This is a genomic window from Streptomyces sp. NPDC103540 (assembly GCF_055584445.1).
Genome location: NZ_JBVJMA010000019.1, coordinates 1 through 26,138, shown reverse-complemented (window position 1 = coordinate 26,138; position 26,138 = coordinate 1). Strand labels below are relative to the sequence as shown.

Genomic DNA, 26,138 nt, shown 5'->3' with positions numbered 1-26,138 from the left:
GCCGCGCGTCGCGCGTTCGTGAATCCTCCCGCTCCTCCATGGACTCCTCGGGGCGCGCGATCTACCGTCTGGCGGCGGCTCGATGTCAGACGCGGTGTCAACACGACGCGGGAAGAAGGGGGTTGACCGGATGCCTCTCATCCGACTCCGGCTCGGACCACGACGCGAACCTCCGCTCCGACGCGGACCGCGACCGCGGCCCCGCCCCCGGCTCCGGCTCCGGCCCGGAAGGATGCCGAACTGCGCCGTCGTCCCCGCCCTCGCCGCCCTGGCGCTGCTGTACGGGCCCGCCGCGACCGCACACGCCGAGGAGATCCCCAAGGCCCCGGGCCACCGGCTCGTCAGCCACTACGACGGCGCCCCCGCCCCCGCCCTGCCCCTGCCCGGCCAGGCCCCGCCGCAGCACCCCTTCCTCGCGCCCAACGGCCGCAGCGGCATGCACGCGGACGCCGCCGGCAGCGCCACGACCCCCTGGTCGGGCCCCCTCGGCAGGAACCCCCGGGTCACCAGCGAGAGGATCGCCGCCCTCGGCGGCGAGTGCGCCACCGCCACCTTCGACTCCGGCGGCCGGCTCGTCACCGTCTGCGGGACCTTCTCCGGCTTCAAGGTGAAGCTCCTGGAGCCCCGTACGCTCGCCACGCTCGCGGAGTACCGGCTCCCGCAACGCTCCTCGACGGTCGAGGCGATCACCTCGCTCGACTTCTCGAAGATCTTCAAGGACACCTCGGGCGGCGCCTACTTCTACCTCGACGACCGGGACCGGGCCGTCCTCGCCGACTCCCGTCAGCACGTCCTGCGCCTGGCCCACGCCCAGGACCCCGACGGCGTCTGGAGGTTCACCGTCGAGGACGACTGGGACCTCACCGGACACGTCCCCCACGACTGCGTCGACTGGACCGACCCGTGGCCCGGCGGCACCTGCGACCCCGTGACCTCCGTGATGCCCGACTGGGACGGTCGCATCTGGTGGGTCACCCGACAGGGGCGCGTCGGCACCGTGGACCCCGCCACCTCACGGATCCGCTCCGTGAGACTGGAGGGCGAGGAGATCCAGAACTCCTTCTCGGTCGCCGAGGACGGCGTCTCCATCGTCACCGACCACGCCCTCTACGGCTTCCGCGCCACCGCCGACGGAACCCCCGAGGCGCAGTGGCGCGAGACCTACGACCGGGGCACCGCGACCAAGCCCGGCTCCGTGAACCAGGGGTCGGGCACCACCCCCGACCTCTTCGGCGACGGCTACGTCGCGATCACCGACAACGCCGACGACCGCATGAACGTCCTCGTCTACCGGCGCGGCGCGGACGTACCCGCCGACCGCCGGCTGGTGTGCCGGGTGCCCGTCTTCCGCTCCGGCGCCTCGACCACCGACAACTCCCTCATCACCTGGGGCAACAGCATCGTCGTCGAGAACAACTTCGGCTACGAGAACCCCACCTCGCTGCTCCTCGGCAGGTCCGTCGTCGGCGGGGCCACCCGCATCGACGTCCGCGCCGACGGCAGCGGCTGCGACACGGTCTGGGAGAGCGACGTCCGCTCGCCCTCGACCGTGCCCAAGCTCTCCACCGGCAACGGCCTGCTCTACTTCTACGAGAAGGAGCCCAACTTCTGGGGCGTCGACGCCTGGTACCTGACGGCCGTCGACTTCCGCACCGGAGAGCGCCGCTGGCGCCGGCTCACCGGTACCGGACCCCTCTACGACAACAACTGGGCGCCGATCACCCTCGGCCCCGACGGAACGGCGTACGTCGGCGTCTTCAACGGCATCGTCGCGGTCCGCGACGGCGACTGACCCCATCCGGCGCCCGGTCCCAACTCGCCTGCGGTACAGGGGAGTCGACACTGGATCGGGAGCTGTGAACGGGGCGTGAACCTTCCGGATGGCCGAAACCCGGCCGCGCGCCGCGCGGCCGGGCGGCCTCAGACCGCCGATTCGAGTTGCCGCTCCCTCTCCGCCTCCGGACCCGCCCCCGGACCCGTCGCCGACCGCGCCCCGTCCGCACCCGGCGGACCCGGGACGTCCGCCAGACTCGCCTCCAGGTCGTCGAGGGCCAGCCGGGCGGCGACGATCCGCTGCCGGACCTCCTCGGCGGGGTCGACGTCCTTCGCGGCGCGCTCCCGGGCGCGGGCGTCGGCCTCCTCCATCTCCCGCGCCTCGTCGAGGGAGTTGAGGACGACGCCGATCAGCACGTTGACGAGGACGAAGGAGGCGAGCAGCGCGTAGGAGGCGTAGTAGACGATGCTGAACCGGGAGATCTCCAGCCCGGCCCGGACCGCGTCGGTGAGCCCGTCCAGGGTGGTGAGCAGGAACAGGGTGAGCATGGCCCGGCCGATCGAGCCGAAGTGCCCCGGGTCGGACCCGGCGAAGCAGACCCAGCCGACCATGGCGTACACGTACAGGACGAGCGCGCCGACGAACAGGAAGCTGGCGGTCCCCGGCAGGCTGCGGCCGACCGCGAGCAGCAGGATCCGCAGGTGGGGCAGGAAGCGGGCGGTCCGCAGGACCCGCGCCAGGCGCAGGAGCCGCAGGACGGTCGTGTTCTCGCGGAGCACCGGCAGGAACGCGGAGGTCACGATCAGCAGGTCGAAGACGTTCCAGGGGTCCCGGAAGAATGCTTTCGGCCGGTCCGCGTACGAGCCCACGCGCAGCAGCATCTCCAACGTGAACAGCGTGAGGCAGCCCTGTTCGGCGAGCAGGAGCACCCGGTGGTACGCCTCGGCCAGCCCGCTGTACGTCTCGGCCCCCATCAGCCCCGCGTTGAACAGGATCACGCCGAAGACCACCATCCCGAACGACGGCGCCTCGGTGATCCGCCGGCAGCCGGCTGCCAGTCTCCTGCGGCCGGGTCCGGCCGGGGTCGGGTCGGTCATCTCGCTCCTCGTACTCGCTCGGGCGTCCGTGTGGGGGCGGACGCCGGCGCGCGCGGGGCGCGCACGCCGGTCCGCCCTGCTAACGCGGCACAGCCGAACGGGTTTCAACCGGTCTCGGACGACCTGCCCGCGACGTCGGCGTGCCGGACCGGGAACGCGACCGTGCCCGCCCCGGGAGCGGGGCGGGCACGGTCACGGCGAGACGGCGGTGACGAAACCGCCGTGGCGAAACGATTCCTCAGGCGCGGGCGGCAGCGGTCTCCGGACGGCGCTCGGCGGGGGCTCTGCCGGCCCGGCCGGCGAACAGCCCGTCGAGGGCCAGGGCGCCGGGGCCGGTGAACACCAGCAGCAGGAAGGCCCAGCAGAACATCGCGGAGGCCTCGCCGCCGTTCTGCAACGGCCACAGCGACTCCGGCTGGTGCACCGAGAAGTACGCGTACGCCATGGAGCCGGAGGCCACGAAGGCCGCCGACCGGGTGCCCAGGCCCACCAGCACCAGGATCCCGGCCACGAGCTGGATGACGGCGGCGTACCAACCGGGCCAGGTACCGGCGGCGACGGTGCCGCCACCGTGCGCGCCACCGAGGACCCCGAAGAGCGAGGCGGCGCCGTGACAGGCGAAGAGGAGCCCGGTGACGATCCGGAAGAGGGCGAGGGCGTACGGCTGGGCGGACTGCAGACTTCCGGGCATGGGGGCTCCTTCGGTTGGGGACGGGTGCCGAAGTGTGTGCCGAGGCCGACGGCCGGGCGAGCCATAGGTTAGGTAGGCCTAAGGGGGTCGGCAAGCGCGGTTTTCAGCCGGCGCCGCGGCCCCCGTGCCGCCCGGCGGAGCCGTGCCGGACGACCGCGCCGCGCCGCCCCCCCCCGCGGGCCGGAGGAGCGGGGGAGCGGTGGGGTGGGGGGCGGGGAGACGACCGATGGCCGGGCCGGAGGGACCGGCCCGGCCATCGGCGCGGGTACAGCGGTACTGCGGTACTGCGGTACTGCGGTGCCACGGGGGTGGCGCCGGGCGCCGGGCGGGGCGGGCGCGTCAGCCGGCGTCGTCGCGCCGGGCGGCCTTCTCGGCCTTCTCGGCCTGCATCTCCTTGATCCGTACGGCTTCCTTGCGGACCTCGGCCTGGGTGGCCCGCTCCTTCTGGAGCCACTCGGGGTCGTCCTGCTTCAGGGCCTCGATCTGCTCGGTGGTGAGCGCCTCGGTGACCCCGCCACGGGCGAGACCGGCGATGGAGACGCCCAGCTTGGCCGCGACCACCGGCCGGGGGTGCGGGCCGTTGCGCCGCAGCTCCACCAGCCACGCGGGCGGGTCGGACTGGAGGGCGTTCAGCTCGGTGCGCGAGACGACACCCTCCTGGAACTCTGCGGGGGTGGCCTCGAGGTACACACCCAGCTTCTTCGCCGCGGTCGCGGGCTTCATCGTCTGGGTGCTCTGGTGCGACGTCATGGGGTCAAGGGTATCGAGCGTGTGCGCTACCTCCGACCACGACCGGTAACCTGGCGGGGTGACAGGCTCGGATGCATCCCCTTCGTTCAGGCTCGCCTACGTCCCTGGAGTGACGCCCACGAAGTGGGTGCGGATCTGGAACGAGCGGCTGCCCGACGTTTCGTTGACCCTCGTACAGGTCCCCTCCGCGGAGGCGTTCGACCTGCTGCGCGGCAGCGGCGCCGACGCCGGATTCGTACGCCTCCCCGTGGACCGGGCCGACCTCAGCGCGATCCCGCTCTACACCGAGACGACCGTGGTCGTGATCCCGAAGGACCACGTCGTGGCCGCCGTGGAAGAGGTGTCGATCGAGGACCTCGCCGACGAGATCGTGCTGCACCCCCTCGACGACGTCCTCGGCTGGGAGACCCTGCCCGGACGGCCCGCCTTCGAGCGTCCCCAGACCACCGCCGACGCGATCGAGCTGGTCGCGGCCGGGATCGGCGTCCTCGTCGTCCCCCAGTCGCTGGCCCGCCTCCACCACCGCAAGGACCTCACCTACCGCACCGTCTCGGACGCCCCCGAGTCGCGGGTCGCCCTGTCCTGGCCGGAGGAGAAGACCACCGACCTGGTGGAGGAGTTCATCGGCATCGTCCGGGGCCGGACGGTGAACAGCACCCGGGGACGCACGCCGACCCCGCCCCAGCCCAAGCAGCGGGGTCGCGCCGACGCGGCCGGCGGCAAGGCGGGCGCGAAGGGCGGGGCGAAGCCGACCGGGAAGACGGGCGCGAAGACCGGGGGCAAGCCGGGCACCAAGTCGGGCGCGAAGCCGACCGGGAAGGCGACCGGGAAGCCCGCCCGCGGCGCGTCCGGGGCCCCCAAGGCGGCCAAGCGCGGCAAGCCCCGCGGCCGACGGTAGGACCGTCCGGCGCCCGCTCTCGCGTTGCGGGGGCGGGGGCCTGCGGGCAGGGTCGAAGGCGCGACTCCCCCGCAGGAAGGTCGGACCATGCCCATCGCCACCGTCAACCCCACGACAGGCCGGACGCTGCGCACCTTCGACGCGCTCGACGCCGACGGCATCGAGGCCTGCCTCGCGGAGGCGGCACGGACCGCCGCCGACTACCGGCGCACCGGCTTCGCCGAGCGGGCCGCGCTCCTGGAGCGCGCCGCCGACCTCCTGGAGGCGGAGGCGGAGGACATCGCCCGCACGATGACCATCGAGATGGGCAAACCGCTCGGCGCGGCCCGCGCCGAGGCCGCCAAGTGCGTCAAGGCCATGCGCTGGTACGCGGCCCACGCCGAGTCCCTCCTCGCCGACGAACGCCCCGCCGACCCCGACGTGCGCGACGCCGGCGCCTCCGCCGTACGCGTGCTCTACCGGCCCATCGGCGTGGTCCTCGCCGTGATGCCCTGGAACTTCCCCCTCTGGCAGGTCGTGCGCTTCGCCGCGCCCGCCCTGATGGCCGGGAACGTCGGCCTGCTCAAGCACTCCTCGAACGTCCCCCAGACGGCCCTTTACCTGGGAGACCTCTTCGAACGGGCCGGATTCCCCCGCGGCTGCTTCCAGACCCTGCTCATCGGCTCCGCCGCCGTGGAGGGAGTGCTGCGCGACCCCAGGGTGGCCGCGGCCACCCTGACGGGCAGCGAGCCGGCGGGGCGCGCGGTGGCCTCCGTCGCGGGTGACGAGATCAAGAAGACCGTGCTGGAGCTCGGCGGCAGCGACCCCTACGTCGTCATGCCGTCGGCCGACGTCGCCCGCGCCGCCCGTACCGCCGTGACCGCCCGGGTGCAGAACAACGGCCAGTCCTGCATCGCCGCGAAACGGTTCATCGTCCACGAGGAGGTCTACGAGGAGTTCGCCCGCCTCTTCACCGAGGGGATGAGGGCGCTGACCGTCGGCGACCCGATGCTGGCCGGCACCGACGTCGGCCCCCTGGCCACCGAGGCGGGCCGCGCCGACGTCGAGGAACTCGTGGACGACGCCGTACGGCGGGGCGCCACCGTTCTCTGCGGCGGCCGGCGCCCGCCGGAGTTCCCGGACGGCTGGTTCTACGAGCCGACGGTGCTGGCGGACGTCACCGCCGACATGCGCGTCGACCTGGAGGAGACCTTCGGACCCGTCGCCACCCTGTACCGGGTGGGGAGCCTGGACGAGGCCGTCGAGCGGGCCAACCACACGCCCTTCGGACTCAGCTCGAACGTCTGGACCCGCGACGAGGCCGACCTGGAACGCTTCGTCCGGGACCTCCAGGCGGGCGGTGTCTTCGTCAACGGCATGACGGCCTCCCACCCCGCCCTGCCCTTCGGCGGGGTCAAACGCTCCGGGTACGGGCGCGAACTGTCCGGCCACGGCATCCGTGAGTTCTGCAACATCACCACGGTCTGGCGGGCGGCGGACCCGGACTGACCGCGACCTCGGCCGCCGCTGACTCCTGGGCCGTCGTGGCCCCCTCGGCCGCCCCGTCCGGGGTGTCCACGAGGGCGAGCACGTGCTCGGTGACCAGGTCCAGCAGGTCGGAGGCGGCCGCCCGGTCCCCGAGCACGAGGACGTTCAGGGTCAGCCCGTCGGTCATCGCCGCCAGGTAGCGGGCCAGCACCGGGACCGGGACGCGCAGCCGCAGGTCCATGGTGTCGCGCAGTTGCCGGAGCAGTTCCGCGTACGTCTCCCCGTACAGCTCGTACTGCCGGCGGGCGAGGTGTTCGAAGCCGGGGCGGCGCAGCGCGTACTGGGTCAGCTCGTAGGTGAGCATGTGTTCGCCGGGCTGCGCGCTGACGTGGTCCCAGTAGGCCTGGAAGCCGGAACGGACGGTCTCGCGGAGGGTGGGCTTGGGGCGGATCGCCTCCCGCACCACCGAGATGTAGTGCGCGGTGATCGCTTCGATGACCGATTCGAGCAGCTCCTGCTTGGAATCGAAGCAGTAGTGGAACACGCTCAGCGACACGCCCGCCTCGGCGGCGATGGAGCGGGTCGTGGTGCGCGCGACGCCGTCCCGGGTCATCGCGCGGATCGCCGCCTCGGTCAGCTGCCGGCGTCGTTCGGCCGACGGCATCCGTGCCATGGGGTCCTTTCACGTGGTGCGGGTGGGGCGGTGGGGTTGTGCCTGCTGCCTGCTGCCTGCTGCCTGCTGCCCGCCTGCCTGCCTGCCTGCTGCCCGCCTGCCTGCCGGGCGGGCGGGGCGGGGCGGGGCGGGGCCGGGGGCAGGGGCGGCCCGGGGCCGGTCGGATCGGTTCCGTCGATCCGACCGGCCCGGACGGCGGACGGCGTCAGCCGCTGTAGACGCCGACCTCGTGGAGGGAGTACCCCCACTGGGTGCCGCGGCCCAGCCCGTGGATCCGTACGTAGCGGGCGGTGGTGCCGGCGAACCGTGCCGTGTCGAGGCCGCCGTCGCCGGCGGTCGTGGACCAGGCCGTCTGCCAGTTCGTCCCGTCGGAGGACAGCTCGATCCGGTACGACCTGCCGTACGCGCGCTCCCAGTCGAGGGTGACCCGGCTGACCAGGCTCGGGGCGCCGAGGTCGATCCGCAGCCACTGGTCGTCGCTCCAGTCGCTGGCCCAGCGGGTGCCCCGGTTGCCGTCCACGGCCCGGTCGGGCGCGTAGCTGACGAACGGGTTCCACTCGGAGGAGCTGGCCGCGCCGGCGGCGCCGGCCGCGAGGTTCACGCCCGCCTTGTGCCGCTCGGAGGCCCCCCAGGTGCCGAGGTAGGACTCGGCGCCCCGGAACAGGTCGTCCACCACCTCCTGGCCGCCGACCTGCCGGATGTCCTCGATCCAGTCCGGGACGAGCCCGTAGTGCGAGGCGCCGTCGGTGTTGAGGTCCCACGTGCGCTGCCCGGTGGTCTGCCGGTCGATGACGGAGCCGCCGTCGACGCTGCGGAACGGGTAGCGCACCGGGTTCGAGGTGTCGGCGCCGCGCGGGCCCGGCCAACCGCCGACCCCGTTCATGTCGGTGCCGTAGCCGTACCCGACGCCGTACTTGTCGCGCAGCGCCTTCGTCCGCGCGGCCTCCGCGATGAAGCCCTCGGAGCCGTTCATGTACTGGGTGGCGAACCCGCCGAGCTTGTACAGGCGCTCGGTCCAGCCGAGGTCCATCCAGCTGTGCGAGGAGATGATGCCGGGGTACGACTCCGACTCCAGGATGTCGAAGGCCCGCCCGGCGGCCTTGACGCTCATGTGGTCGATCTCCAGCATCATCTTGCGCTTCATCATGCCGCGCACGGCGTACTCGCCGAGGTCGGTCAGGCCGCGCGTGTTGCACTGGGCGTCGGCCGCGTACCCGGGCACGCTCACCCCGGCCGGGAGCTCCTTCTGGGCGTTCGGGGCCGGCGCGAGGCCGATGGGGTTGTCCTTCTGCGGGCCCGTGCACTTCTCGGTCTGCCAGAAGGTGCCGGTGGACAGGAACTGGCCCACGTTGATCGCGGTGCCGAGGGCTCCGCCGTCGAACCGGACGCCGCACAGGGCGTTGTCGAACTTGTGGCACAGGAACATGCTGCGGACGCCGATCCTGTGCAGCTCGTCGAGGCCCCGGTCGATGTCCTGCCGGGAACACTGGGAGATGTCCAGGATCTGCTTGCAGCCGAAGGGCTCGGAGGTCTCCACCCCCAGCACGACGGCCAGCTTGCCCTGCTTGATCACCTCGCGGGCCTGGGCGGAGTCGGTGACGATGCGGAACCAGCCCTTGCCGGGGCCGCCGTACATCTTGTCGATGTAGGCCTGCATGTCGTACGTCTTCTGCGCCTCCAGGCGGATGGCGGTCATCTCGTCGCAGCCGCGGTCCTTGAAGAAGTAGACCGAGCAGATCACCCCGTTGGTGACGAGGTCGTTGACGAGGACCCGCTGGCCGCCGCGCCAGGCGCGTTCGACCCAGGCGTAGTAGTTCTGCTGGTGGGTCAGGGAGTCGTGGGCGGGCCAGTCCTTGAAGGTGGGCCAGCCGTCGGGGTCGTGCTTGCCGTCGCCGCCCTTGGTGATGAAGTCGAAGACGGCGAGGGTGCCGTCGGGGTAGTGCTCGGGACAGTCCTTCAGGGCGTCGGCGACGCCGAGCTCCGAGAAGGGCTTGCCGCAGATGAGCCGGCCGCCGAAGCCCTCGTTGGACATCAGGTGGTCGTGCGCGTCCACGAAGCCGCGTACGCGGCCCTGGGCGTCGGTGCCCTTGAAGGGTTCGCCGGTGACGTTGATCTGCGAGTCGGGGCCGGGGCGCGCCGTCGGGTTCCACCAGCCCGCGTCGGCGACGGCGCCGGCTTCGGCGTCGGGGTCGGCGGAGGAGCTGGGCACGGGGCCGAGCAGGATCGCCAGGACCGCGAGGAGCAGCGACAGGACGGCGGCGGGGCGTCGCCGGAACGCGCGGCGGCGCCGTGGGTGGGGGTGTGGGTGGGGGCGGGACGGGGGGTGAGGGTGTGGGGTCAAGGTCATCACTCGTGTCTTCGCTCGGCGTTGGGGGCGCGGTCGAAACAGGCATGACTTGTCATGCCCCGCACAAAGGGTGCGACGAGAATCGCGACTGGCGCGAACGGAGTCAAGGGTCCGGGACGGATGACCTGATGAATCGTCGGATCGGTCGAGGCCGGCGCGAGGTGGGGGGCGGATGGGGCGCGAGGAGGGGGCCGAGGGAGCGGCGCGAGCGCGGGCGAGGCCGGCGCGATCGGTGCGGGTCGGTGCGGTCGGTGTGGTGAGGATGCGCGGGGTGGGGGCCGCGGGTCGGGGGTGAGGGCGGGGGGTGTGAGGGCAGGGGGGAGAGAGGGGGCGGGGGCGACGAGGCGAGGGGCGACGGCCGAGCCCCCGCACCAGGCTCCGGGCGGGGGCTGTCGGGCGGGGGCTGCCCAGGGCGGGGAGTTACTCGTGTTATCCCCGGTCAGCGGCCCGGGGCCATGTCGTAGGTGACCCACATCGTGCGGGTCGCCACCTGGTCGTACTTCGACCGGGCCCGGTGGTTGTCGTCGGCGGTGATCCACCGCACCACGCTCCACCCGCGCTCGGCGGCCAGTTCGCGCAGGGCGGCGAGCAGTGCGTCGGCCGCACCCGAACCCCGGTCCTCCGGGGCCACGAACAGGTCGTCCAGGAAGCAGCCGGTCGTCGCCGACAGCGGCCGGGCGAAGGGGCGGTAGTGGGCCAGGCCGAGCAGCCTGCCCGCGGTGTCCTGCGCGACCAGGGCGCCCACCTCGTGGGAGGGGTCGTTGATCCAGCCCCAGACCGTCGCCGCCGCCTCCTCGGTCTGCTCCACCCGGTAGAAGTCGGCGTACCCGCGGTAGAGGACCCGCCACCGGTCGAAGTCCTCGGGCTGTGCGGCGCGGACCTGGATGTCGGACATGTGGGGTGCTCCCGGCGGTCGAAACGGTTACGGGGGCTGCGGGCCCCGGGGCCCGCAGCCCCTCGTGGTGCAGGCCACCGATCATGGTCGGCCGCGCGGCGGGTGGCAAAAGGCCGCCGTGTCGAAAGCGCGGACGGCGCATCGCCGCCGTGGACAAGGCCGCCGGACACCGCGACGTGGTGCGCGGTCCGGCGGGCTGCGGTGGAGCCGGCCCGGGACCCGGCGGTCGCCCGGGCGAGGTGTTCACGTGGATCCCGGCACCGAGACCCGCCGCGACGACCTCGGTGTCCCGGTCGTCACGTCGAGGCCCGCGGCCGGCGCGGCGGCGCCCATCGCCTGGGCAACACGTGCCACCACGGCCGACTCCACCCCCTCTTCGAGGATGACCCCGCGCGACAGCTGCGCGGCCGGGTCCCGGTCGCGGCCAGGCGGTTCACGGTCCCGTCGACCGCCGGTTCCCCTATGCGTCCGCCCGGCAGGCACACCGGCCGTACCGCGTACGAGTCCGACGCCACCGGTCCCGGCGCCGCCCGCACGCGCGGAGGCGGTCGGGACGACCACCCTCCTCACGGCCTCGACCTGCCGCAATAGGCAAGCGGAAGCGAAACGGAATCCGGGCGGAAAAACTGTTCCAATCGCCTTTAAATGACCTTGGAGGGACTTTCAAAAACTCCTCAATCGCGCCTCAAGTGATCCTGTGGGGACTGGCGGGAACCTTGTGCCAATCGCCGCAGGAAAGGCGGGAATCGACCCACTTGGGGGTCGGATCCCGGTGCCCGGCCGGTGATGACAGGCCGAATAGTTACCGAGTTGGCCAGGTCGTAAGGAAATTGCACATCATAGACGGCTCATGGATTTCTCTGCGATACCGTCGATTCAAAGCATTCCTCGGGCGCCGGAAAATTCGACACCGTGGATTGCGGTCGATTGCGCGGAGTGAATCCTGAATTCACCTCACCCAAGGGAGAAGCATATGTCTGACATTGCGCGCAACTCCGAGTTCGACCTCCAGGACCTGGAGCTCGACCTCGGCGACCTGTCCATCACCTCCCTGCGTGACACCGCCGCGCTGCCGGAAGGCGGAGCGTCCTGGGGCAGCAGCTCCTGCCAGGGCTCCTCGTCCTGCAACCAGACGATGGGCGACCGTCCGGTCGAGTAGTCGTCGCCGCGCTTCGGACAACACGCGTCACCACACCGAACACCGAACGTCCCACGACAAGAGGAGAGACCATGAACCACGCGACCCCGGCCGACGGCTTCGACCTCCAGGACCTGGAGCTCGACCTCGGCGACCTGACCGTCACCTCCCTGCGTGACACCGCCGCGCTGCCGGAAGGCGGAGCGTCCTGGGGCAGCAGCTCCTGCCAGGGCTCCTCGTCCTGCGCCAAGCCGACCACGGAAACGCCGACCCTCTGACACTCGGCAATCCGTACGCACCGCGTCTCCCGCCGCACCCCGCTCGTGCGGCGGGAGACCGCGCGAAACCACCGACAGGACGGGGACCGCCATGCCGCAGCCGCAGCCCTCCACGGTCGCCGACGTCGACACCGTCGCCGCCGTCGACGGGTACCACGTACGTACCGCCCCCCACGCTCTCATCCGCTTCACCGTGCTCGCCCACCCCGCGCAGGGCCGGGCGGCGGCGGACTTCCGCACCCTCCTCACCCACCTGAGCGGGCTCGACACCGAACTCGCCCGGATCACCGGCCCCCTCGGCGACCACCTCCACGACAGTTACGCCGGCCACCCGGAGACCTACCACCGTGACGTGGTGCTGCCGCTGCGCCGCGCACTGCACAACGGCCGCGAACCCCGACCCGCCCTCCTGGAACGCCTCGACGACCTCCCGGACCGGATCCCCCTCCTCGCCTCCTGGCTGGCCCTGCGCGCGCGGCGCTCGGCACTCCTCGCGAGCCTCCCGGACGCGGCCGAGGCCGCACTGGCCGACGAACGCGACGCCCTGGCCGCCCTGTGTCGAGACCCGGCCCTCGGCAAGGCCGTCGCCCTCACCAGCGGCGACCTGCTGCGCGCCGTCGAACGGGCCGCCACGGGCCCCGTCGACCGCCGCACCCGCAAGGAGGAGCCGACCGTGCTGCGCTACGCCCTGCGTGCCAGCACCAAGACCAGCCCCCTGTCCTGGTTCACCGCCGTCGGATGGGGCACGCTGACCCGGGAACCGGCCGCGCCCGTGTCCTCGTGGGGCGCCCCCGAGCTTCACGACGGCCCCCTGCGCTCCATCGTGAAGGTCAACCGCACCCTCACCACCGCCCTCGTCCTCGCCCTGCGCGACGCCCCCCACCGCCTGGCCGCGACGCCTCACCGCATCACCAGCACCGCCCGCATCGCCGACGGGCGCGCGACGTACTCGCGGGACCGGACCTCCTTCTCCGGCGGGCGGTACCTCGTCGCGGACGAGGACGAGGTGGCCCTGCCCTACGGCGGCCCCCTGCGCCTCCTCACCGAACACGTCGCCGACACCCCCCTGTACCTCCCCGAGCTGACCGGACTGCTCATCGCCGCCTTGGGCGGCGCCGGTCACGGCGCCCACGACGCGGCCGAAGCCTTCCTCGACCGTCTCCGCGAGGCGGGACTGCTCGTGCCGGGCGATCCGCTCCCACCCCTCGCGAGCGACCCCGTCGGCGGCATCGCGGCATGGCTGCGGCGGATCGCCGCACCGCGCCCCGAAGGGGCGGAGCCGGCACCCCCCACCGGCGTGGTCGCGACGCGCGCCGACGAGGTAACACGTGTTGCCGACGCGGCGCGTGCCGAGAGGATCGCCGAACTCGGACGGCTGACCGCGACGTTCGCCGGCGCGACCGCCGCGAACCGCCCCGCCCTGCTCGCCGGCCTCTCCCGGAGCTGGAAGGAGACCCTGGCGGACGCCGGACGCCCCGTGCCCGAAACCGCGGCCCCCCTCACCGTGCTCTCCGAGGACGTCGTCACCCCCCACCCGCTCCGCCTCGACGGCTTCCTCGACGGAGCCGACCGCGAGGCCCTCGGCGAAGTCACCGCCCTGGCGGAACTCTTCGACCTCGGCCACCTCGTCCGACGCGTCCTGCGCGACCGCTTCGTGGCCCGGTACGGGCGCGGCGGACGCACCGGTCACCCGTGGGAGTTCGGCGCGGAGGTCGTGGAGGCGTGGCAGACCGCCGGCGGCCTCGCCGACCTCAACCCCTCCGACCGTGCCGCCCTCCCCACCGGAACCCGGGAACTGGCACTGCTGCGGCAGGAATTCGCGCGCGCCACCCAGGCCGCCGCAGACGACCGGGGCGGTGCCGTCGAGGTGGTCCTCCCGCCGGAACTCGTCCGTTCCCTCGGCCCGCGCCTGCCCGGCTGGGCCCTCGAACGCCCACTCAGTTACTCGTATTTCCTCCAGAAGGCGCCGACCCTCGGACGCGACCTGTTGTGCGTGAACCACGTGTACGGCGGCTGGGGCCGCTTCAGCAGCCGCTTCCTCGACACCCTCGACCCACGCGCGGGCGCCGGGGTGTCCGAGCAGATTCGCCAAGGGCTCGGGCCCGCAGCGCGGGCGGCGCAGATCCGCCCCGTGGGCGGTTTCAACGCCAACCTCCACCCCCTGCTCGTGCCCGACGAGATCGGCCCCGACCGGCGGTGGGCCTCCATCGGCGAGGGAGACGTCGACCTCGTCCACGACGAGGCCACCGACCAGGTCCGCCTGAGCCTGCGCTCCACCGGGGAACTCCTTGACATCCTCTACGCGGGCTTCCTCGCCCCCGTCCTGCTGCCTCGCCGCATCGGGGCCCACCTGGCCGATCACCCCCACGGGGTCGTCGACTTCCTGCCGCTCGTCCCCAGGCGCGCCCTCGACGCCCCCGGTGGCCGGGTGCTGACCGCCCCCCGACTCAGCCATCGGCATGTGGTGCTGCGCCGCCGGCGCTGGACGCTGTCACCCGGCGTGGTGGAGCGCCTGCGTGCGGACCTCGCGACCGGTGGCCCCGTACCGGCGGAGGCGGTGGCCCGCTGGCGCGCGCTGCTGGACCTTCCCGAGCAGCTGTTCCTGCATCCTGTCGCCGCCGCGCCCGTCGGCCGTCCCGCCGAGGACTTCCTCCGGTCGATCGACCGCCCCAAACCTCACTTCGTCGACCTCGGCAACGCGTTGCACCTGCGCTGCCTGCACAAATGGCTGGCCCGCCACGGCGACGGTGCCGTGTTCGAAGAAGCCCTGCCGGCCCCCGGAGGCCTGGCCGAGCCCACGCGCGCAACCGAACTGGTCCTGGAGGTCTACCGGGCCGGACGCCGGTCGAGATGACGCGCCGAAGCCGCGAGAACCACCCGTCCCACCCGCCCCGCCCCCAGACGACGGAGGAAGAGAACGTGCCGGGAGCACCGCAGCACCCCGCCGACGACGCCTCGAACGGCGTCGCCCTCGCCCAGACCCTCGCCCGAGACCGCGGCCTCGACGGCGACGACGCCCTCGACGTGGTCGCCTACTACCACCAGCCCGTCAAGGCCCGGCTGTTACACGAGTTGCTCCTCCCGCTCGCCGCCGCCCACGAGGCCGAGGGCCTCACCGCCCACGTCGAACGCCACTGGCTCCACGGCCCCCACCTACGACTGCGTCTGCACGGCCCGCGCGCCCACCGGGAGGCCGCAGCCACCATCGCCGCCGACCGGATCCGCGAGTGGATCCACCTCAACCCCTCGCGCGGTGACCTCACCGACGGCGAACTCCTGCGCCAAGCGGCCGAGGCCGGGCGCGCCGAACTGATCCCCCCGCCCTACGGGCCGATCGTCGCGGACAACACGGTGCGGATCGAGCCCGTCGACGGATCCTCCCTGCGCTCCCTCCTCGGCGACGAAGGATCCGACCTGCGCGACGAACTGCTGCGAGCCGGACTCCCCGCACTGCGCGCCGGCGCCGGATTCCTCGCAGCCCACGACCACGACCCCGACCACAGCGCGCGGGCCCGGCTCGCGCTCGCCGTGACCGCCCTCGTCGCACACGCCCGCGCCCACCCGGGCGGGCTCGCGGGCGGCCACTACTCCTACGTGTCCCACCTGGAGGACTTCCTCGTCCACGACGACCCGGACGGCCGCCTCCGAGCGGGCTTCGAGCGCCGTTGGGAGCACGCGGCGGACACGGTGACCGACCTCGTCACACGGATCGCCGGCGACGGAGCCCGGGGTTGGGAGCGGGCGTGGGTGGACTTCTCCGCCGACGCCTGGCAGCGGGTGCGCGCCCGCCACGAGACGGGCGCCGAGTTACACGGTTCACCGGCTGCCTACCGCGAGCGCGCCGCAGCCACCGGCGACGCGGCCGCCGCCCAGCGCTGGAACCCGGAAACCCGCACCCGCTTCAGCGAGTTCCACCGCCTGCTGAGCCGCTCCGACCCGCAGGGCCGGATGTGGAGCCACCCGGACTACCTGATCTACCGCTCCTGCACCAACGCCCTGTACCGCCTCCTCGCCATCTGCGACGTCCGCCCGCTGGAGCGGTACCTGGCCGCCCACCTGGTCGTCCGCGCCGTTCCCGCCGTGACCGGGGTCGACTGGCGCACGGAGATCGACGCCGCCATCGAAGCAGTGGAGGCCCGCGCATGACCGCGACCACCCCGACCGCCACCACCCCGCACGTCACGCCCGAGTCGGGTGCGGCCGCGGCGCCCCGCACCGTGCGCGTGCTGCGCCCGGGCGTGGCGGTGACGCCGCTACGGGCCGGCCTGCACCTGCGCGGCCGGCGCGGCAGCGTCACCCTGGAGGGCAGCGCCTCCCTTCCGGTGCTGTGGCGATCACTGGAAGGCCCCCTGCGCGCAGGTCGCCTCGACGACGCGGTGGCGAGCCTCGAACCGGGTTCCTCCACACGCCGGGCGGTGGAGACCCTGATCGGTCAACTCGAGGAGCACGACCTGCTCGTGGCGCGGCCCGCCGACGCCCACGACACCGCCGCGCATCCCGTGGAGCGGTGGACCGCCGCCACCGCCGAACGGCCCGGAGCCGCTGCGGCCGCTCTCGCCTCGACGCGGTTCGAGGTCGTCGCCGGCGCTCCGGACGGGGACCTCGCCCGAGCCGCCGGCCGGGCCCTGGAACTCGGCGGGCCGACCGTGACGTACACCGCCGACCCGCTCCTGCCCGCGGACCGGATCCTGCTGCGCACACGTGTAACGAGTGCGGAGCCGCGTACCGCCCCGGTGGCCGTCGCCGCCGGACTGTGCGGCGGCACCGGCTGGGTCACCGCCCCGGGCAGCGCCGCCCAGGCGCGATCCGACGCCGCCGCCCTGGAGGCGCGCCTCGCGCCAGGCGGGCCCGGTGCCACGCCCGCGTCCGCCGCCCTGCTCGGGAGCGCCGCCGCCCACCGACTGCTGTGCGCCGCCGCCGGGCTCCCGGACCCGGCGTTCGAGGGCGGCGACGACCGGCTCCTGCCCGGCCTACCCGCCGTGCTCCTCGCCGAGGCCCGACCGGCCCGGTCCGACTACGTGACCTGGCTCGGCCCGGAGCGGATCGACGCGGACCGGGGTGCCGGACCGGGCCCGGCCGACACCCTCGCCGACGCGCTGCGCCGACTGGCCGCGCTCGGGGACGAACGCTGCGGGGCGCTGCCCGCGCCCCTGCCGGAGGACCTGCGTCAGATGCCGGTACCGCTCGCCTCCTGCGAGCTGCCCGGCGCCACGCCCCCCGGGGTCACCGTGGCCGCCGGTGCGCCCCGACTGGACCTGGCCCGCCTGGAGGCGTTCTGCCGGGCGGCGGAATCGCTCCTCGGCCCGGAGGGGTTGAGCGTCGGAGCCACGCCCGGCCACGCCCGGGGCCGCGCCCTGCGCGAAGCGGCCGCCCGGCACATCCCCAGCACCATCGCGGCGACCCCGTTGCCCGGCGGCCCCTGGGAGCGGCATCCGCAGCTGCGCCACTGGTGGACCACCCTCACGGCCCGCCTCGCCGTGCCCGCCCGGCTGGAGGTCCGCCGCCTCGCCCCGGACCGGGAGGCGTACCTCGCGGTGGTGCACCGCCACACGCCCGACGGGGGCGCCGAGCCCGTCCTCGGCCGCGCGGTCGAGGCGACCCCCGGCGACGCGGCGGCGTTCGCCGCCCTCGCGGCCGTCGCCGCCGCGTCGGACACGTCGGCCGCGCCCGCTCTGGGCGTTACACGTGTCGCTTCGGTGCGTGCCTCCGGTGGAGCCGTCGCCCCGCTGGCCTCCGCCGAGGTTCGTACGGCCGCCTGGGAGGACGACGGCTGGACCGACGGCTGGCTCGCCGCTCTCGCCGAGCGCGAGGAGGCCCTGCTGGACGCCCTGAGCCGGCTGCCGGGGCTGCCCCCGACCGAGGAGGCGACCCACGCCGCCGATCCCGAACTCCTCGCCCTCGTAAGGGCCTTCGGATTCACCGTGCTGCACACCCCGCAGGAGACCCGATGAGCACGCGCACCGCCCCCGCCCCCGCCCCCGCGACTGCCGGTACCGCCGGGGCGGCCGAACCGGCGGTCGGCGACGTCCTCGGCCCCCTCGGCGTGCCGGTCGTCGACGCCGCGACCGCGACCGTGGCCACGGACGGCGTGGCCGTCGTCCTTCTGACGGACTGGACCCTCGGCGTGGCGGAGGAGCTGAGCCGGCACGCGCTCGCGCACCCGGTGACCCTGGTCCCGGTGCGCTTCGACGGAGCCCTCGCCGTGATCGGCCCCGTACTGCGGCCGGGCGCAGCGGCCTGCCTGTCCTGCACCGAGTACCAGCGGCTGGCCACGGCCGGAGGGCGCGTCCCGTGGCAGAGCCCGGGGCTCGCGCTCAGCGGGGTCCCGTCCCCGGCCCTGATGGCGTCCGTCGGGGCCCTGGTCCGGGAACTGCTGGACGAGGAGCCCGCCGGCAACACGAGTAACCCACCCCGCGCCGCGGACCAGGCCGACCATGCCGCCGCAAACCCCGAACCCCGTACGTCCGTCGTACACGTCGTGCACCAGGGCCGGGGCACCTGGAGCACCCACCGAGTCCGCCCCGTCGGCGGCTGTGCCGTCTGCCACCCGCTGCCCCCCGACTTGTCCGACTCCGCCGACTCCGCGGACTTCTCCGACCTCTCCGGTTCCGCCGACTCCGCCACCGAAGTCGCGGCCCCGTCCGCTGCCGCCGCCGCGGCAGCGGCCACGGCAGCGACCCCGCCCCCGCCCGTGGCACCCTTCTCCACCCCCCGCCCCCTCCCCGATCCGTACGTCCTGCGCGAGCCCAACCCCCTCACCACCCCCGACCGGTTGCGCGACACCCTGCACGACGAGCGTTTCGGCCCCGTCCGCCGCCTCTTCCGCACCGAAGGCTCCGCCTTCTGCCTGACCAGCGCCTTCGTCACCGACGGCCGGAACATCGACGACGGCGGATACGGTCGCGCCCGCGACTTCACCTCCAGCGAACGCATCGCCCTGTTCGAGGCCGTCGAGCGCTACGCGGGCATGCGCCCCAGTGCCCGCCGCACCGACCTGCGCACCTCCTTCGCCGCTCTCGGCCCCGACCGCGCCGTGGACCCGGAACGGCTCGGCCTGCCCGATCCCGCCCACCACGGTCACCCGTCCTCCACGACCGTCCCGTACAGCCCCGACCTCGAGCTGGACTGGGTTCGCGGCTGGTCGCTGACCCACCGGCGCCCCGTCGCCGTCCCCGAGCACGTCGCGTACTGGGACGTGGCGGGCAGCGACCGTCCGCGCGTGGTCTACGAGTCCTCCAACGGCTGCGGCCTCGGCAACAGCCCCGAAGAGGCCGCGCTCTACGGCCTGTTCGAGGTCGCCGAACGCGACGCCTTCCTGATGGCCTGGTACGCCGCCACCCCCCTGCCCCGCATCGTCCTCCCCGCGGACGACCTCGACACCGTCCTGCTCGCGGACCGGGCCGCCCTCGCCGGCTACCGCCTCCTGCTCCTCGACGCGACGAACGACCTCGGCATTCCGGCGGTCCTCGCGGTCTGCCGCTACGAGGGCACCCACCCGGACGCCCCCCGCATGTTCCTGGCCGCCGGAGCCCACCACGACCCGCGCGCCGCGATCCGCTCCGCCGTCGCCGAGGTCGTCACCAACGTGCTGGAATCCGCGCACCGTTCACTCGCCGACGGCGGTCCGCGCGACCCGGAGCGGCTGCGCCCGATGCTGGAGCGGCCCGAGTCCGTGACCTCCCTGGACGACCACGTCGGGGTGAACACCCTTCCCGAGGCCGCACCGCGCCTGGAGTTCCTCTTCGCCGACACCCCGCTGCTGACCCCGGAGGAGGCCTGGCCGTCGGCGCCCGCACCGGTGGCCGATCTCACCGAACTCCTCGCGGCGACCGTGGAGCGTCTGTCCGGGGCCGGCCTGGAAGTGGTCACCGTCGACCAGAGCGAGCCTGGAGTGGCGGCCGCTTTGGGCCTGCACTGTGTGAAGGTGATCGTGCCGGGATCGCTCCCGATGACGTTCGGGCACGTCAACCGTCGCACCCGGGGCCTGCCCCGGCTGCTGGAGGTGCCCCACCGCCTCGGTCGTGTGGACCGGCCCCTGCGCCACGAGGACCTGGCCCTGGACCCGCACCCGTTCCCCTGACGCTTCCCCTTCCGGACGTTCCCCCGACGCATCGAGGACCGCACGTGACGACGACCAACGCCGCTACCGACGCCGCGCCCGATGCCGCGTCCGGCTCCACCGGCCCCGGCACCACCGCCGCCTCCACCACCGAGGCCACCACCGAAGCCGACGCCTGGCACAGCCTCCACCTCTTCCTACACAGCGCCACCGAGGACACCGACGCCTTCCTCCTGCGCGGCGCCGCACCACTCCTCGACGGCCTGGTCGCCGCCGGCGAGGCGTCCGACTGGTTCTTCATCCGCTACGGCGAGGACGGCCCCCACGTACGGATCCGGGTGCGCGGGCTGAGCCCGCGCGCCGCCGCGGAACTCCCGGCGCTCCTCTCCCGCGCGGCCGAGGACGTGCCCTCCGTATCCGGTCCGTGGCCCACCCGCCACGGCGAGGTCCGCGTCGTTCCCTACGAACCCGAAACGGACCGCTACGGCGGCCCCGACGCCCTCCCCGTCGCCGAGGAGGTCTTCGCCGCCTCCAGCCGGATCGTCCTCGACGCCCTGCGCGCCCTGCCCGAGGGCGCAGGCGGCTCCGCGCGCCTGACCCTCGCCGCCGACCTCGCCCACGCCACCGTCGACGGCCTCGGCATGGACCGGCTCACGGCCGCGCGCTGGCTGCGCGGACACGCCGCCGGCTGGCGCTGGGTCACCGAAGTGCCCCTGCTGCCGAGCGCCGCCGTCCACGCCCGCGTCAACGTCGTCTACGCCGCGCAGCGTACGGCCCTCACCGCACGCGCCGCCGATGTCCGCGAGCGCCTCGCCGACGGCACCGCCGCCCCCTGGCTGGCCCGCTGGGCGGAGGTGGTCCGAGCCGCCGACGCGCGCCTGCGCGGCCGGGGCACGGACGCCGCCACCGCCACCGCGGATGCCACCGACGCCGACGCCGACGCCGACGCCGCCGCCGACGCCCCGTCCACGTCGACGGCCTGGATCTGGGCCTCGCAGCTCCACATGCTGTTCAACCGGTTCGGCGTGGGCCCCGACGAGGAGCGCGCCGTCTGTCGACTCGCCGCCCGGACCCTGCTGGAGACGGAGGAGCCGCCCGGCTTCTTCCCGGCCGGGCACACGTCCGCGGACGTCCAGTACCTGGAGCGCAGCAAGTTCCAGACCGGCCGCAACGAGGACACCGCGGTGCGCCCCGTGGCGAACCCGGTGCACCCGCCGCGCACCACCCGCCCGGAGCTGCCCCTGCCGTCCGACGCCCTCCCGGAGGTGTCGCTGCGCGCCGCTCTCGCCGCCCGCGCCTCGGTGCGCGGCGCGCTCGGCGGCCCTCTGGACGCGGGCACCCTGGGCTCCCTGCTGTGGCACTCCCTGTCCGAGAGCGGCAGCACCGAACAGGGTCTCGCGGACGGCTCGCGGCGCACCCTGGTCCACCGCCCGTACCCGAGCGCGGGCGCCCTGTACACGGCCCGGGTGCGACTGCTGGTCCGGGACGTGGCGGGGGTCCCGGAGGGGACGTACGACTGCGTGCCGGAGAACCGCACGCTGCGCTACGTCGGCCCCGCGCCCTCCCTCCTGGAGGTCAAGGCGCTGTCCACGTACTTCACCCGGCCGGACACCGACCCCGACTGGGTCGGCGTCGACGACGCCCCGGTGTTCCTGTGCCTTTACGCGGACCTCGGCCGCCTGCGCAGCCGTTACGGCCTGCGCGCGCTGCGCATGGCCCTGCTGGAGACGGGGCACCTCGCGCAGACCGTGCTGCTGACGGCCGCCGCGCTGGGCCTGGCAGGCACCCCGTTGGGCGGGTTCCACGACGACCTGGCCCACGAGCTGCTCGGGCTGGACGACGTCGAACAGCCCCTCCAGTACGTGCTGCCGCTGGGGCGCCGTACGGCCTCCTGAGCGCGCACCCGTGGCGGCGGTCAACCCGCTCCGGGTACGGGGAGGCGATCTGGCGGGGCCCCAGGCCGGGAGGCGGCGTCATACCGGGCGAACACGTGTAACGGGTCGGGCCGGCGGCGTACCGGAGCGTAGGCGCGCACGCGCACGAGCAGGACGTACACCTACGTCATGACCGACGGCGCCTCGACGGCGGACGCCAGGGACCCGCCGGGCGCCGTCGAGGCGCTGAACGGGGTCGGAACCGTCGTTCATGCGTGTCCGCACGCACCCCGCTGGGTCGACTGCGACGTACCGGAAGGGCGAAAAGGCCTCAAGTGGGTCGAAACGCCCTGTTCCGGGTATATCCAGGTCGACAGCCACGGCGGTTCGGCCGTGTCGGAAGCGTAAAGCGCCGGACCACCCGTCGGAGGATGGGGTTGACGTCTATGTCCCGAGAAACCGCAGCGCCCGTACGCACGGTAGATTTCGCGGACGGCCTGGAAATCCCGGAGGACCCGCTCGGTGTGAGCACCGCGAGCGCGCGGACCCTCTCCGTCGCCCTGTTCCGGCGGCTGAACGAACTCACCGAGGGCACGCCCGAATACTCGTACGTGCGCAATACGCTCGTGGAGCTGAATCTCAGCCTGGTGAAGTACGCGGCCCACCGGTTCCGCAATCGCAGCGATCCGCTGGAGGACATCATCCAGGTGGGGACGATCGGCCTCATCAAGGCCATCAACCGTTACGACGTCGAGCGCGGAGTGGAATTCGCAACGTTCGCGTTGCCCACGGTCACCGGCGAGATCAAACGATTCTTCCGTGACAGCACCTGGTCGGTGAAGGTGCCCCGGCGCCTCCAGGAACTGCGCCTCGACATCGCGAAGGCCCACGACGTCCTGGAGCAACGCCTCGGCCGCCACCCCACCGACCTGGAACTCGCCGAACACCTCGGCATCACCGAGGGCGAGGTGAACGAAGGCCGCCGTGCCGCCAATGGCTACACGGCCGGATCCCTGGACGCGCCGGCCGGCGAGGAGTCCGAGGGGACGACGTTGATGCGCTCGCTCGGCGTCGAGGAGACGGCGTACGACCGGATCGAGTGCATGGAGGCGCTGAAGCCGCTGATCGCGGGCCTCGGCGGGCGCGACCGGCAGATCCTCTCCCTGCGCTTCGGCGACGAACTCACCCAGGGCGAGATCGGCAGCCGGCTCGGCATCTCCCAGATGCACGTGTCCCGTCTGCTCGCCCGCATCATGGAGACCCTCCGCGCCGGCCTGCTGGAGGACCCCGACCCCGACGACCCGGCAGGGGAAGGCAACGTCGACGAGGTACAGGCCGCGCCCGAAGGCCGCGGGCGCAACGCCCCCGCCGCGCCGCGCCGCGAAGGTCGCCGATAACGCGAGTAACCGCACGTACGGCGGGCCCCCCGCGTGATGCATACGACGGAGCCGGTAGAGCGCGAGCGCGTTCTACCGGCTCCCTCGCTGGGGTCGCGGAGCGAGCACCTCCAGCCAGACGCATTTCCCGTCGTCGCCCATGGGCTCCGAGCCCCAGCGGCGCGCCAGCCGCTGCACGATGACGAGTCCATGCCCGCCCGGCCGCGCCGGATCGGGCCAGGGCTTGGGCACGGGGGGATGCGGGCTGTGATCGGTGACCTCGATGCGCAGACCGTCCGACGTGCGCCGCAATCGGAGTGACCGGGGCCCTCCACCGTGCAGGCGGGCGTTGGCCACCACCTCGGACACGAGGAGGAGTACGTCCTCGGCCTCGGCGGTGTCGGCTTCGGCTTCGTCGGCGTCCGGCGGCGGCGCTGGCCAGTCCCAGGCGGCGAGTGCCCGCCTGGTGAAGTCGCGGCAGTGGCTGACGACGTCCTTCGTGTCGTTCAGCAGCAGGTGCCGGCTCCCCTCGGGTGACCGGCGCTCCTCCATCGCGACTCCTCCGTCCGACTCCGATGCCCCGACTGTCCGCTCGCCCCACGACCCGACTGCCCCGGTCCGTGGTCCCGGGCCCCGCACCTCGATCCGCGCGGTCCGACCCTGCGCCGCCCTACCGCGCCGCGCTAGCCGTGCGGACCGCTGCGATCGTTGCGACCGCCCTCCGCCTGCCCGGCCAGCGCGTGCGCGACGTCCGGGTACACGTCGAAGACCGTGTCCGCCCCCGTGATCCGGAACATCCGCTCCACCGGGCGCCGGAGTCCGACCAGGGCGACGGCGCCGCCGTTCTCCCGTGCGGTGAGGCGTCCGTGCAGGACGGCGTTGAGCCCCGTGGAATCACAGAAGCTCACGCCCGAGAAGTCGATGAGCAGCCGCGCCCCGTCCGCTTCGAGCGCCGCCTCCAGCGCTTCGCGCAACGGCTCGGCCGTATCGTGGTCCAGCTCGCCGGCCAACGCGAGGACGACCGCACCCCCTTCGTGCCGTACCTCGACGGTGAACCGGTCTCCGCCAGCTGCCGAAGCCATCGGGAACCACCTCTCCATGTCCGGTGAACGGCTCCGCACGGCGCCTACCCGTACGCGGGCGGCTCATTCCGGATGCCACCGGACCCACACCTTCCCGAGCGGAACGGACACGAGAAGGACACCAGGATCGCACCGATCAGGGCGCCGCGCCCCGACCCGCCGGGATGCGGCCCCGTCGCAGCCTCGGTGGCCGAGCCGCATCCCGTGCAGCGCGCCTACCCGGGTTCGCGGGTTTCACCGGCCCGGATGCGGCAAGGTGCCCTTCATGGTGACCGAACCCAGGCAGGACATACCGGGGGACGGACGGGACGAGTCCCCCCAGGAACGGGCCGACCGGCAGTGGCAGGAGCTGATCCAGGAGATCCGCGTCGCCCAGACGGGCGTCCAGATCCTCTTCGGGTTCCTGCTCACCGTGGTCTTCGCCCCGACGTTCGTCGGTCTCTCGCAGACGGACAAGACGATCTACGTCATCACCGTGGTGCTGGGTGCGCTGGCCACGGGCGCGCTCATCGGGCCGGTGGCCTTCCACCGCATCGTCTCGGGGCGCCGGATCAAGCCGGAGGCGGTCGCGTGGGCCTCCCGGCTCACCTTCGTCGGGTTGATCCTGCTGCTGGCCACCTGTACCTCGGCCCTGTTCCTCGTCCTGCGCGTCGCGACCCACAACAGCCTGGTGCCCTGGCTGGTCGGGGGAGTGTTCGCCTGGTACCTGCTGTGCTGGTTCGTCCTCCCCGTCTGGGCCCGCATCCGCTACACCGCCGACCCGCACGGGCAGGACCCGTCCCGAGCGTCCTGAGCAGCGGCGCGAATCGCAAGGCGTCGCAAAGACGACGCAAAGACGAGGCGTCGCAAGGAGGGGCGGGGGTACCGGATCCATCCGGTACCCCCGCCCGGGACGACAGCACCATCAACGACGTCGATGCCGTCGAAGCGACGAGCCGGCTCGCCCTCGCTAGTCCTTCAGGACGTCCTTGATCTTCTCCTTGGCCTGGCGGGCATCGCCCTTGGCCTGCTCGGCGCGGCCTTCGGCCGTGAGGCGTTCGTTGCCCACCGTGCGGCCCATGGCCTCCTTGGCCTTGCCCTTGACCTGTTCCTTCTTCGCGCGCATCTTCTGCTCACCCGACACGGCCGTCACTCCCGTCACTCGGAATCGCTTCCGTCGATGCGCGCCTTACCGCTCCGGGCGCCCTCAAACGCCCGGAACCGGGTGAGCGTGCGGCTCGACTGCCGACTGCGGGTCGGCCGCTCCTACCAGCCGAACCGGCGGTCCACGACGGCGGTGAACTCCTCCAGGGTCAGCAGGCGGTCGCCGTTCTGATCGGCGGCGTCGAACAGCGCCGACGAGGCCTCGACGTCCCCGACGCCCCAGGCCGGGATGATGCCCTGCGCGGCCAGGGTGGGGCCCTTGGCGCGGAGGGCCTCGATGACCTCAACACGTGTAAGCGTGCCGTCGTGGTCGAGGTCGAGCGCGTCGAACAGCTTGCGGGCCTTCTCGCTCATCACGTTGTCCTGTTCCGTGGGTGGCACGTGTCGCGTCGGTCGACGCGCCGTCCTGCGGGGGAAGACGCCGGGCTCCCGCGTCGGGTTGCGCGTCCGCGTTCCCGTACGTACGGGAACGCGCCGAGGGGCGGGGGCGGGCGCGGGGGGGGGGGGGGGGGCGCCCCCGGGGGGGCCCCCGCCGCGCCGCGGGCGGGGGGGGGGGGGCCGCGGGGGGGGGGCCGCGGCAACTCGAAAAGGGCGAA

At 73.5% G+C, this 26,138-nt stretch carries 22 protein-coding genes and 1 pseudogene; 13 read left to right on the top strand and 10 right to left on the bottom strand.

Annotated elements, in window-relative coordinates; all coding sequences use genetic code 11:
- Positions 1–232 precede the first annotated feature (232 nt).
- Positions 233–1,792 carry a hypothetical protein gene (locus tag ACZ6ZI_RS34150; protein ID WP_469527613.1) on the top strand — a complete coding sequence of 520 codons (1,560 nt, stop codon included), beginning with the start codon at positions 233–235 and terminating at the stop codon, positions 1,790–1,792.
- A 128-nt stretch (positions 1,793–1,920) separates the two neighbouring features.
- On the opposite strand, the gene ACZ6ZI_RS34145 is transcribed toward ACZ6ZI_RS34150, so the two are convergent.
- From ACZ6ZI_RS34145 to ACZ6ZI_RS34135, 3 genes are all read right to left on the bottom strand, one after another.
- Positions 1,921–2,871, bottom strand: a complete 951-nt coding sequence (locus ACZ6ZI_RS34145; RefSeq protein ID WP_469527611.1) for an ion transporter — start codon at positions 2,869–2,871, stop codon at positions 1,921–1,923.
- A gap of 238 nt (positions 2,872–3,109) precedes the next feature.
- The gene (locus tag ACZ6ZI_RS34140) at positions 3,110–3,562 is read right to left on the bottom strand and encodes a DoxX family protein (protein ID WP_469527609.1); all 453 of its coding nucleotides are present in this window, start codon (positions 3,560–3,562) and stop codon (positions 3,110–3,112) included.
- A 339-nt stretch (positions 3,563–3,901) separates the two neighbouring features.
- Positions 3,902–4,312, bottom strand: coding sequence for a DUF5997 family protein (locus ACZ6ZI_RS34135; RefSeq protein WP_469527607.1), 411 nt, complete (start codon positions 4,310–4,312; stop codon positions 3,902–3,904).
- Between the two features lie 58 nt (positions 4,313–4,370).
- Between ACZ6ZI_RS34135 and ACZ6ZI_RS34130 the strand changes: the two genes are divergently transcribed.
- Both ACZ6ZI_RS34130 and ACZ6ZI_RS34125 read left to right on the top strand, forming a co-directional pair.
- On the top strand, positions 4,371–5,210 hold the full coding sequence (locus ACZ6ZI_RS34130; RefSeq protein WP_469527604.1) for a LysR family substrate-binding domain-containing protein: 840 nt from the start codon (positions 4,371–4,373) through the stop codon (positions 5,208–5,210).
- 87 nt (positions 5,211–5,297) lie between these two features.
- Positions 5,298–6,698 (top strand): NADP-dependent succinic semialdehyde dehydrogenase, encoded by a 1,401-nt coding sequence (locus tag ACZ6ZI_RS34125; protein ID WP_363055273.1) that lies wholly within the window; start codon positions 5,298–5,300, stop codon positions 6,696–6,698.
- A gap of 67 nt (positions 6,699–6,765) precedes the next feature.
- Here the strand turns inward: ACZ6ZI_RS34125 and ACZ6ZI_RS34120 are convergent.
- From ACZ6ZI_RS34120 to ACZ6ZI_RS34110, 3 genes and pseudogenes are all read right to left on the bottom strand, one after another.
- Positions 6,766–7,350, bottom strand: a pseudogene (locus ACZ6ZI_RS34120) (TetR/AcrR family transcriptional regulator); the annotation flags it as partial.
- Between the two features lie 205 nt (positions 7,351–7,555).
- Positions 7,556–9,697, bottom strand: coding sequence for a galactose-binding domain-containing protein (locus ACZ6ZI_RS34115; protein WP_469527601.1), 2,142 nt, complete (start codon positions 9,695–9,697; stop codon positions 7,556–7,558).
- 439 nt (positions 9,698–10,136) lie between these two features.
- Positions 10,137–10,592, bottom strand: a complete 456-nt coding sequence (locus ACZ6ZI_RS34110) for a GNAT family N-acetyltransferase (protein ID WP_469527599.1) — start codon at positions 10,590–10,592, stop codon at positions 10,137–10,139.
- A gap of 973 nt (positions 10,593–11,565) precedes the next feature.
- Here ACZ6ZI_RS34110 and ACZ6ZI_RS34105 point away from each other — a divergent pair.
- The 9 genes from ACZ6ZI_RS34105 (at position 11,566) to ACZ6ZI_RS34065 (ending at position 23,338) form a co-directional block, all read left to right on the top strand.
- The gene (locus ACZ6ZI_RS34105) at positions 11,566–11,751 is read left to right on the top strand and encodes a thiazolylpeptide-type bacteriocin (RefSeq protein ID WP_363055288.1); all 186 of its coding nucleotides are present in this window, start codon (positions 11,566–11,568) and stop codon (positions 11,749–11,751) included.
- Between the two features lie 71 nt (positions 11,752–11,822).
- Complete coding sequence (locus tag ACZ6ZI_RS34100; protein ID WP_469527595.1) at positions 11,823–12,008, top strand: thiazolylpeptide-type bacteriocin; 186 nt, start codon at positions 11,823–11,825, stop codon at positions 12,006–12,008.
- 91 nt (positions 12,009–12,099) lie between these two features.
- Positions 12,100–14,862: a lantibiotic dehydratase gene (locus ACZ6ZI_RS34095; RefSeq protein ID WP_469527592.1), complete on the top strand. Its 2,763-nt coding sequence runs from the start codon at positions 12,100–12,102 to the stop codon at positions 14,860–14,862.
- 65 nt (positions 14,863–14,927) lie between these two features.
- On the top strand, positions 14,928–16,154 hold the full coding sequence (locus ACZ6ZI_RS34090) for a lantibiotic dehydratase C-terminal domain-containing protein (RefSeq protein ID WP_469527590.1): 1,227 nt from the start codon (positions 14,928–14,930) through the stop codon (positions 16,152–16,154).
- Positions 16,151–17,959: a hypothetical protein gene (locus tag ACZ6ZI_RS34085; RefSeq protein WP_469527588.1), complete on the top strand. Its 1,809-nt coding sequence runs from the start codon at positions 16,151–16,153 to the stop codon at positions 17,957–17,959. The genes ACZ6ZI_RS34090 and ACZ6ZI_RS34085 overlap by 4 nt, the downstream gene beginning before the upstream one ends.
- Entirely contained in the window at positions 17,956–20,088 is a 2,133-nt protein-coding gene (locus ACZ6ZI_RS34080; RefSeq protein WP_469527585.1) for a TOMM precursor leader peptide-binding protein, read from the top strand. The genes ACZ6ZI_RS34085 and ACZ6ZI_RS34080 overlap by 4 nt, the downstream gene beginning before the upstream one ends.
- A 44-nt stretch (positions 20,089–20,132) precedes the next feature.
- Positions 20,133–21,962 carry a thiopeptide-type bacteriocin biosynthesis protein gene (locus ACZ6ZI_RS34075; protein ID WP_469527583.1) on the top strand — a complete coding sequence of 610 codons (1,830 nt, stop codon included), beginning with the start codon at positions 20,133–20,135 and terminating at the stop codon, positions 21,960–21,962.
- A 168-nt stretch (positions 21,963–22,130) separates the two neighbouring features.
- Complete coding sequence (locus tag ACZ6ZI_RS34070; RefSeq protein WP_469527580.1) at positions 22,131–22,349, top strand: hypothetical protein; 219 nt, start codon at positions 22,131–22,133, stop codon at positions 22,347–22,349.
- A gap of 38 nt (positions 22,350–22,387) precedes the next feature.
- Positions 22,388–23,338 (top strand): SigB/SigF/SigG family RNA polymerase sigma factor, encoded by a 951-nt coding sequence (locus tag ACZ6ZI_RS34065; protein WP_469527578.1) that lies wholly within the window; start codon positions 22,388–22,390, stop codon positions 23,336–23,338.
- A gap of 72 nt (positions 23,339–23,410) precedes the next feature.
- Here ACZ6ZI_RS34065 and ACZ6ZI_RS34060 read toward each other — a convergent pair whose 3' ends face one another.
- Positions 23,411–23,869, bottom strand: coding sequence for an ATP-binding protein (locus ACZ6ZI_RS34060; protein ID WP_469527576.1), 459 nt, complete (start codon positions 23,867–23,869; stop codon positions 23,411–23,413).
- Between the two features lie 131 nt (positions 23,870–24,000).
- On the bottom strand, positions 24,001–24,399 hold the full coding sequence (locus ACZ6ZI_RS34055) for an STAS domain-containing protein (RefSeq protein ID WP_469527573.1): 399 nt from the start codon (positions 24,397–24,399) through the stop codon (positions 24,001–24,003).
- Positions 24,400–24,664: 265 nt separating this feature from the next.
- Between ACZ6ZI_RS34055 and ACZ6ZI_RS34050 the strand changes: the two genes are divergently transcribed.
- Positions 24,665–25,192, top strand: coding sequence for a DUF6328 family protein (locus ACZ6ZI_RS34050; RefSeq protein WP_469527569.1), 528 nt, complete (start codon positions 24,665–24,667; stop codon positions 25,190–25,192).
- Positions 25,193–25,348: 156 nt separating this feature from the next.
- On the opposite strand, the gene ACZ6ZI_RS34045 is transcribed toward ACZ6ZI_RS34050, so the two are convergent.
- Together ACZ6ZI_RS34045 and ACZ6ZI_RS34040 are read right to left on the bottom strand one after the other, a co-directional pair.
- Positions 25,349–25,504 (bottom strand): CsbD family protein, encoded by a 156-nt coding sequence (locus ACZ6ZI_RS34045; RefSeq protein WP_469527813.1) that lies wholly within the window; start codon positions 25,502–25,504, stop codon positions 25,349–25,351.
- Positions 25,505–25,644: 140 nt separating this feature from the next.
- Positions 25,645–25,896 carry an EF-hand domain-containing protein gene (locus ACZ6ZI_RS34040; RefSeq protein ID WP_363055299.1) on the bottom strand — a complete coding sequence of 84 codons (252 nt, stop codon included), beginning with the start codon at positions 25,894–25,896 and terminating at the stop codon, positions 25,645–25,647.
- Between the last annotated feature and the right edge of the window lie 242 nt (positions 25,897–26,138).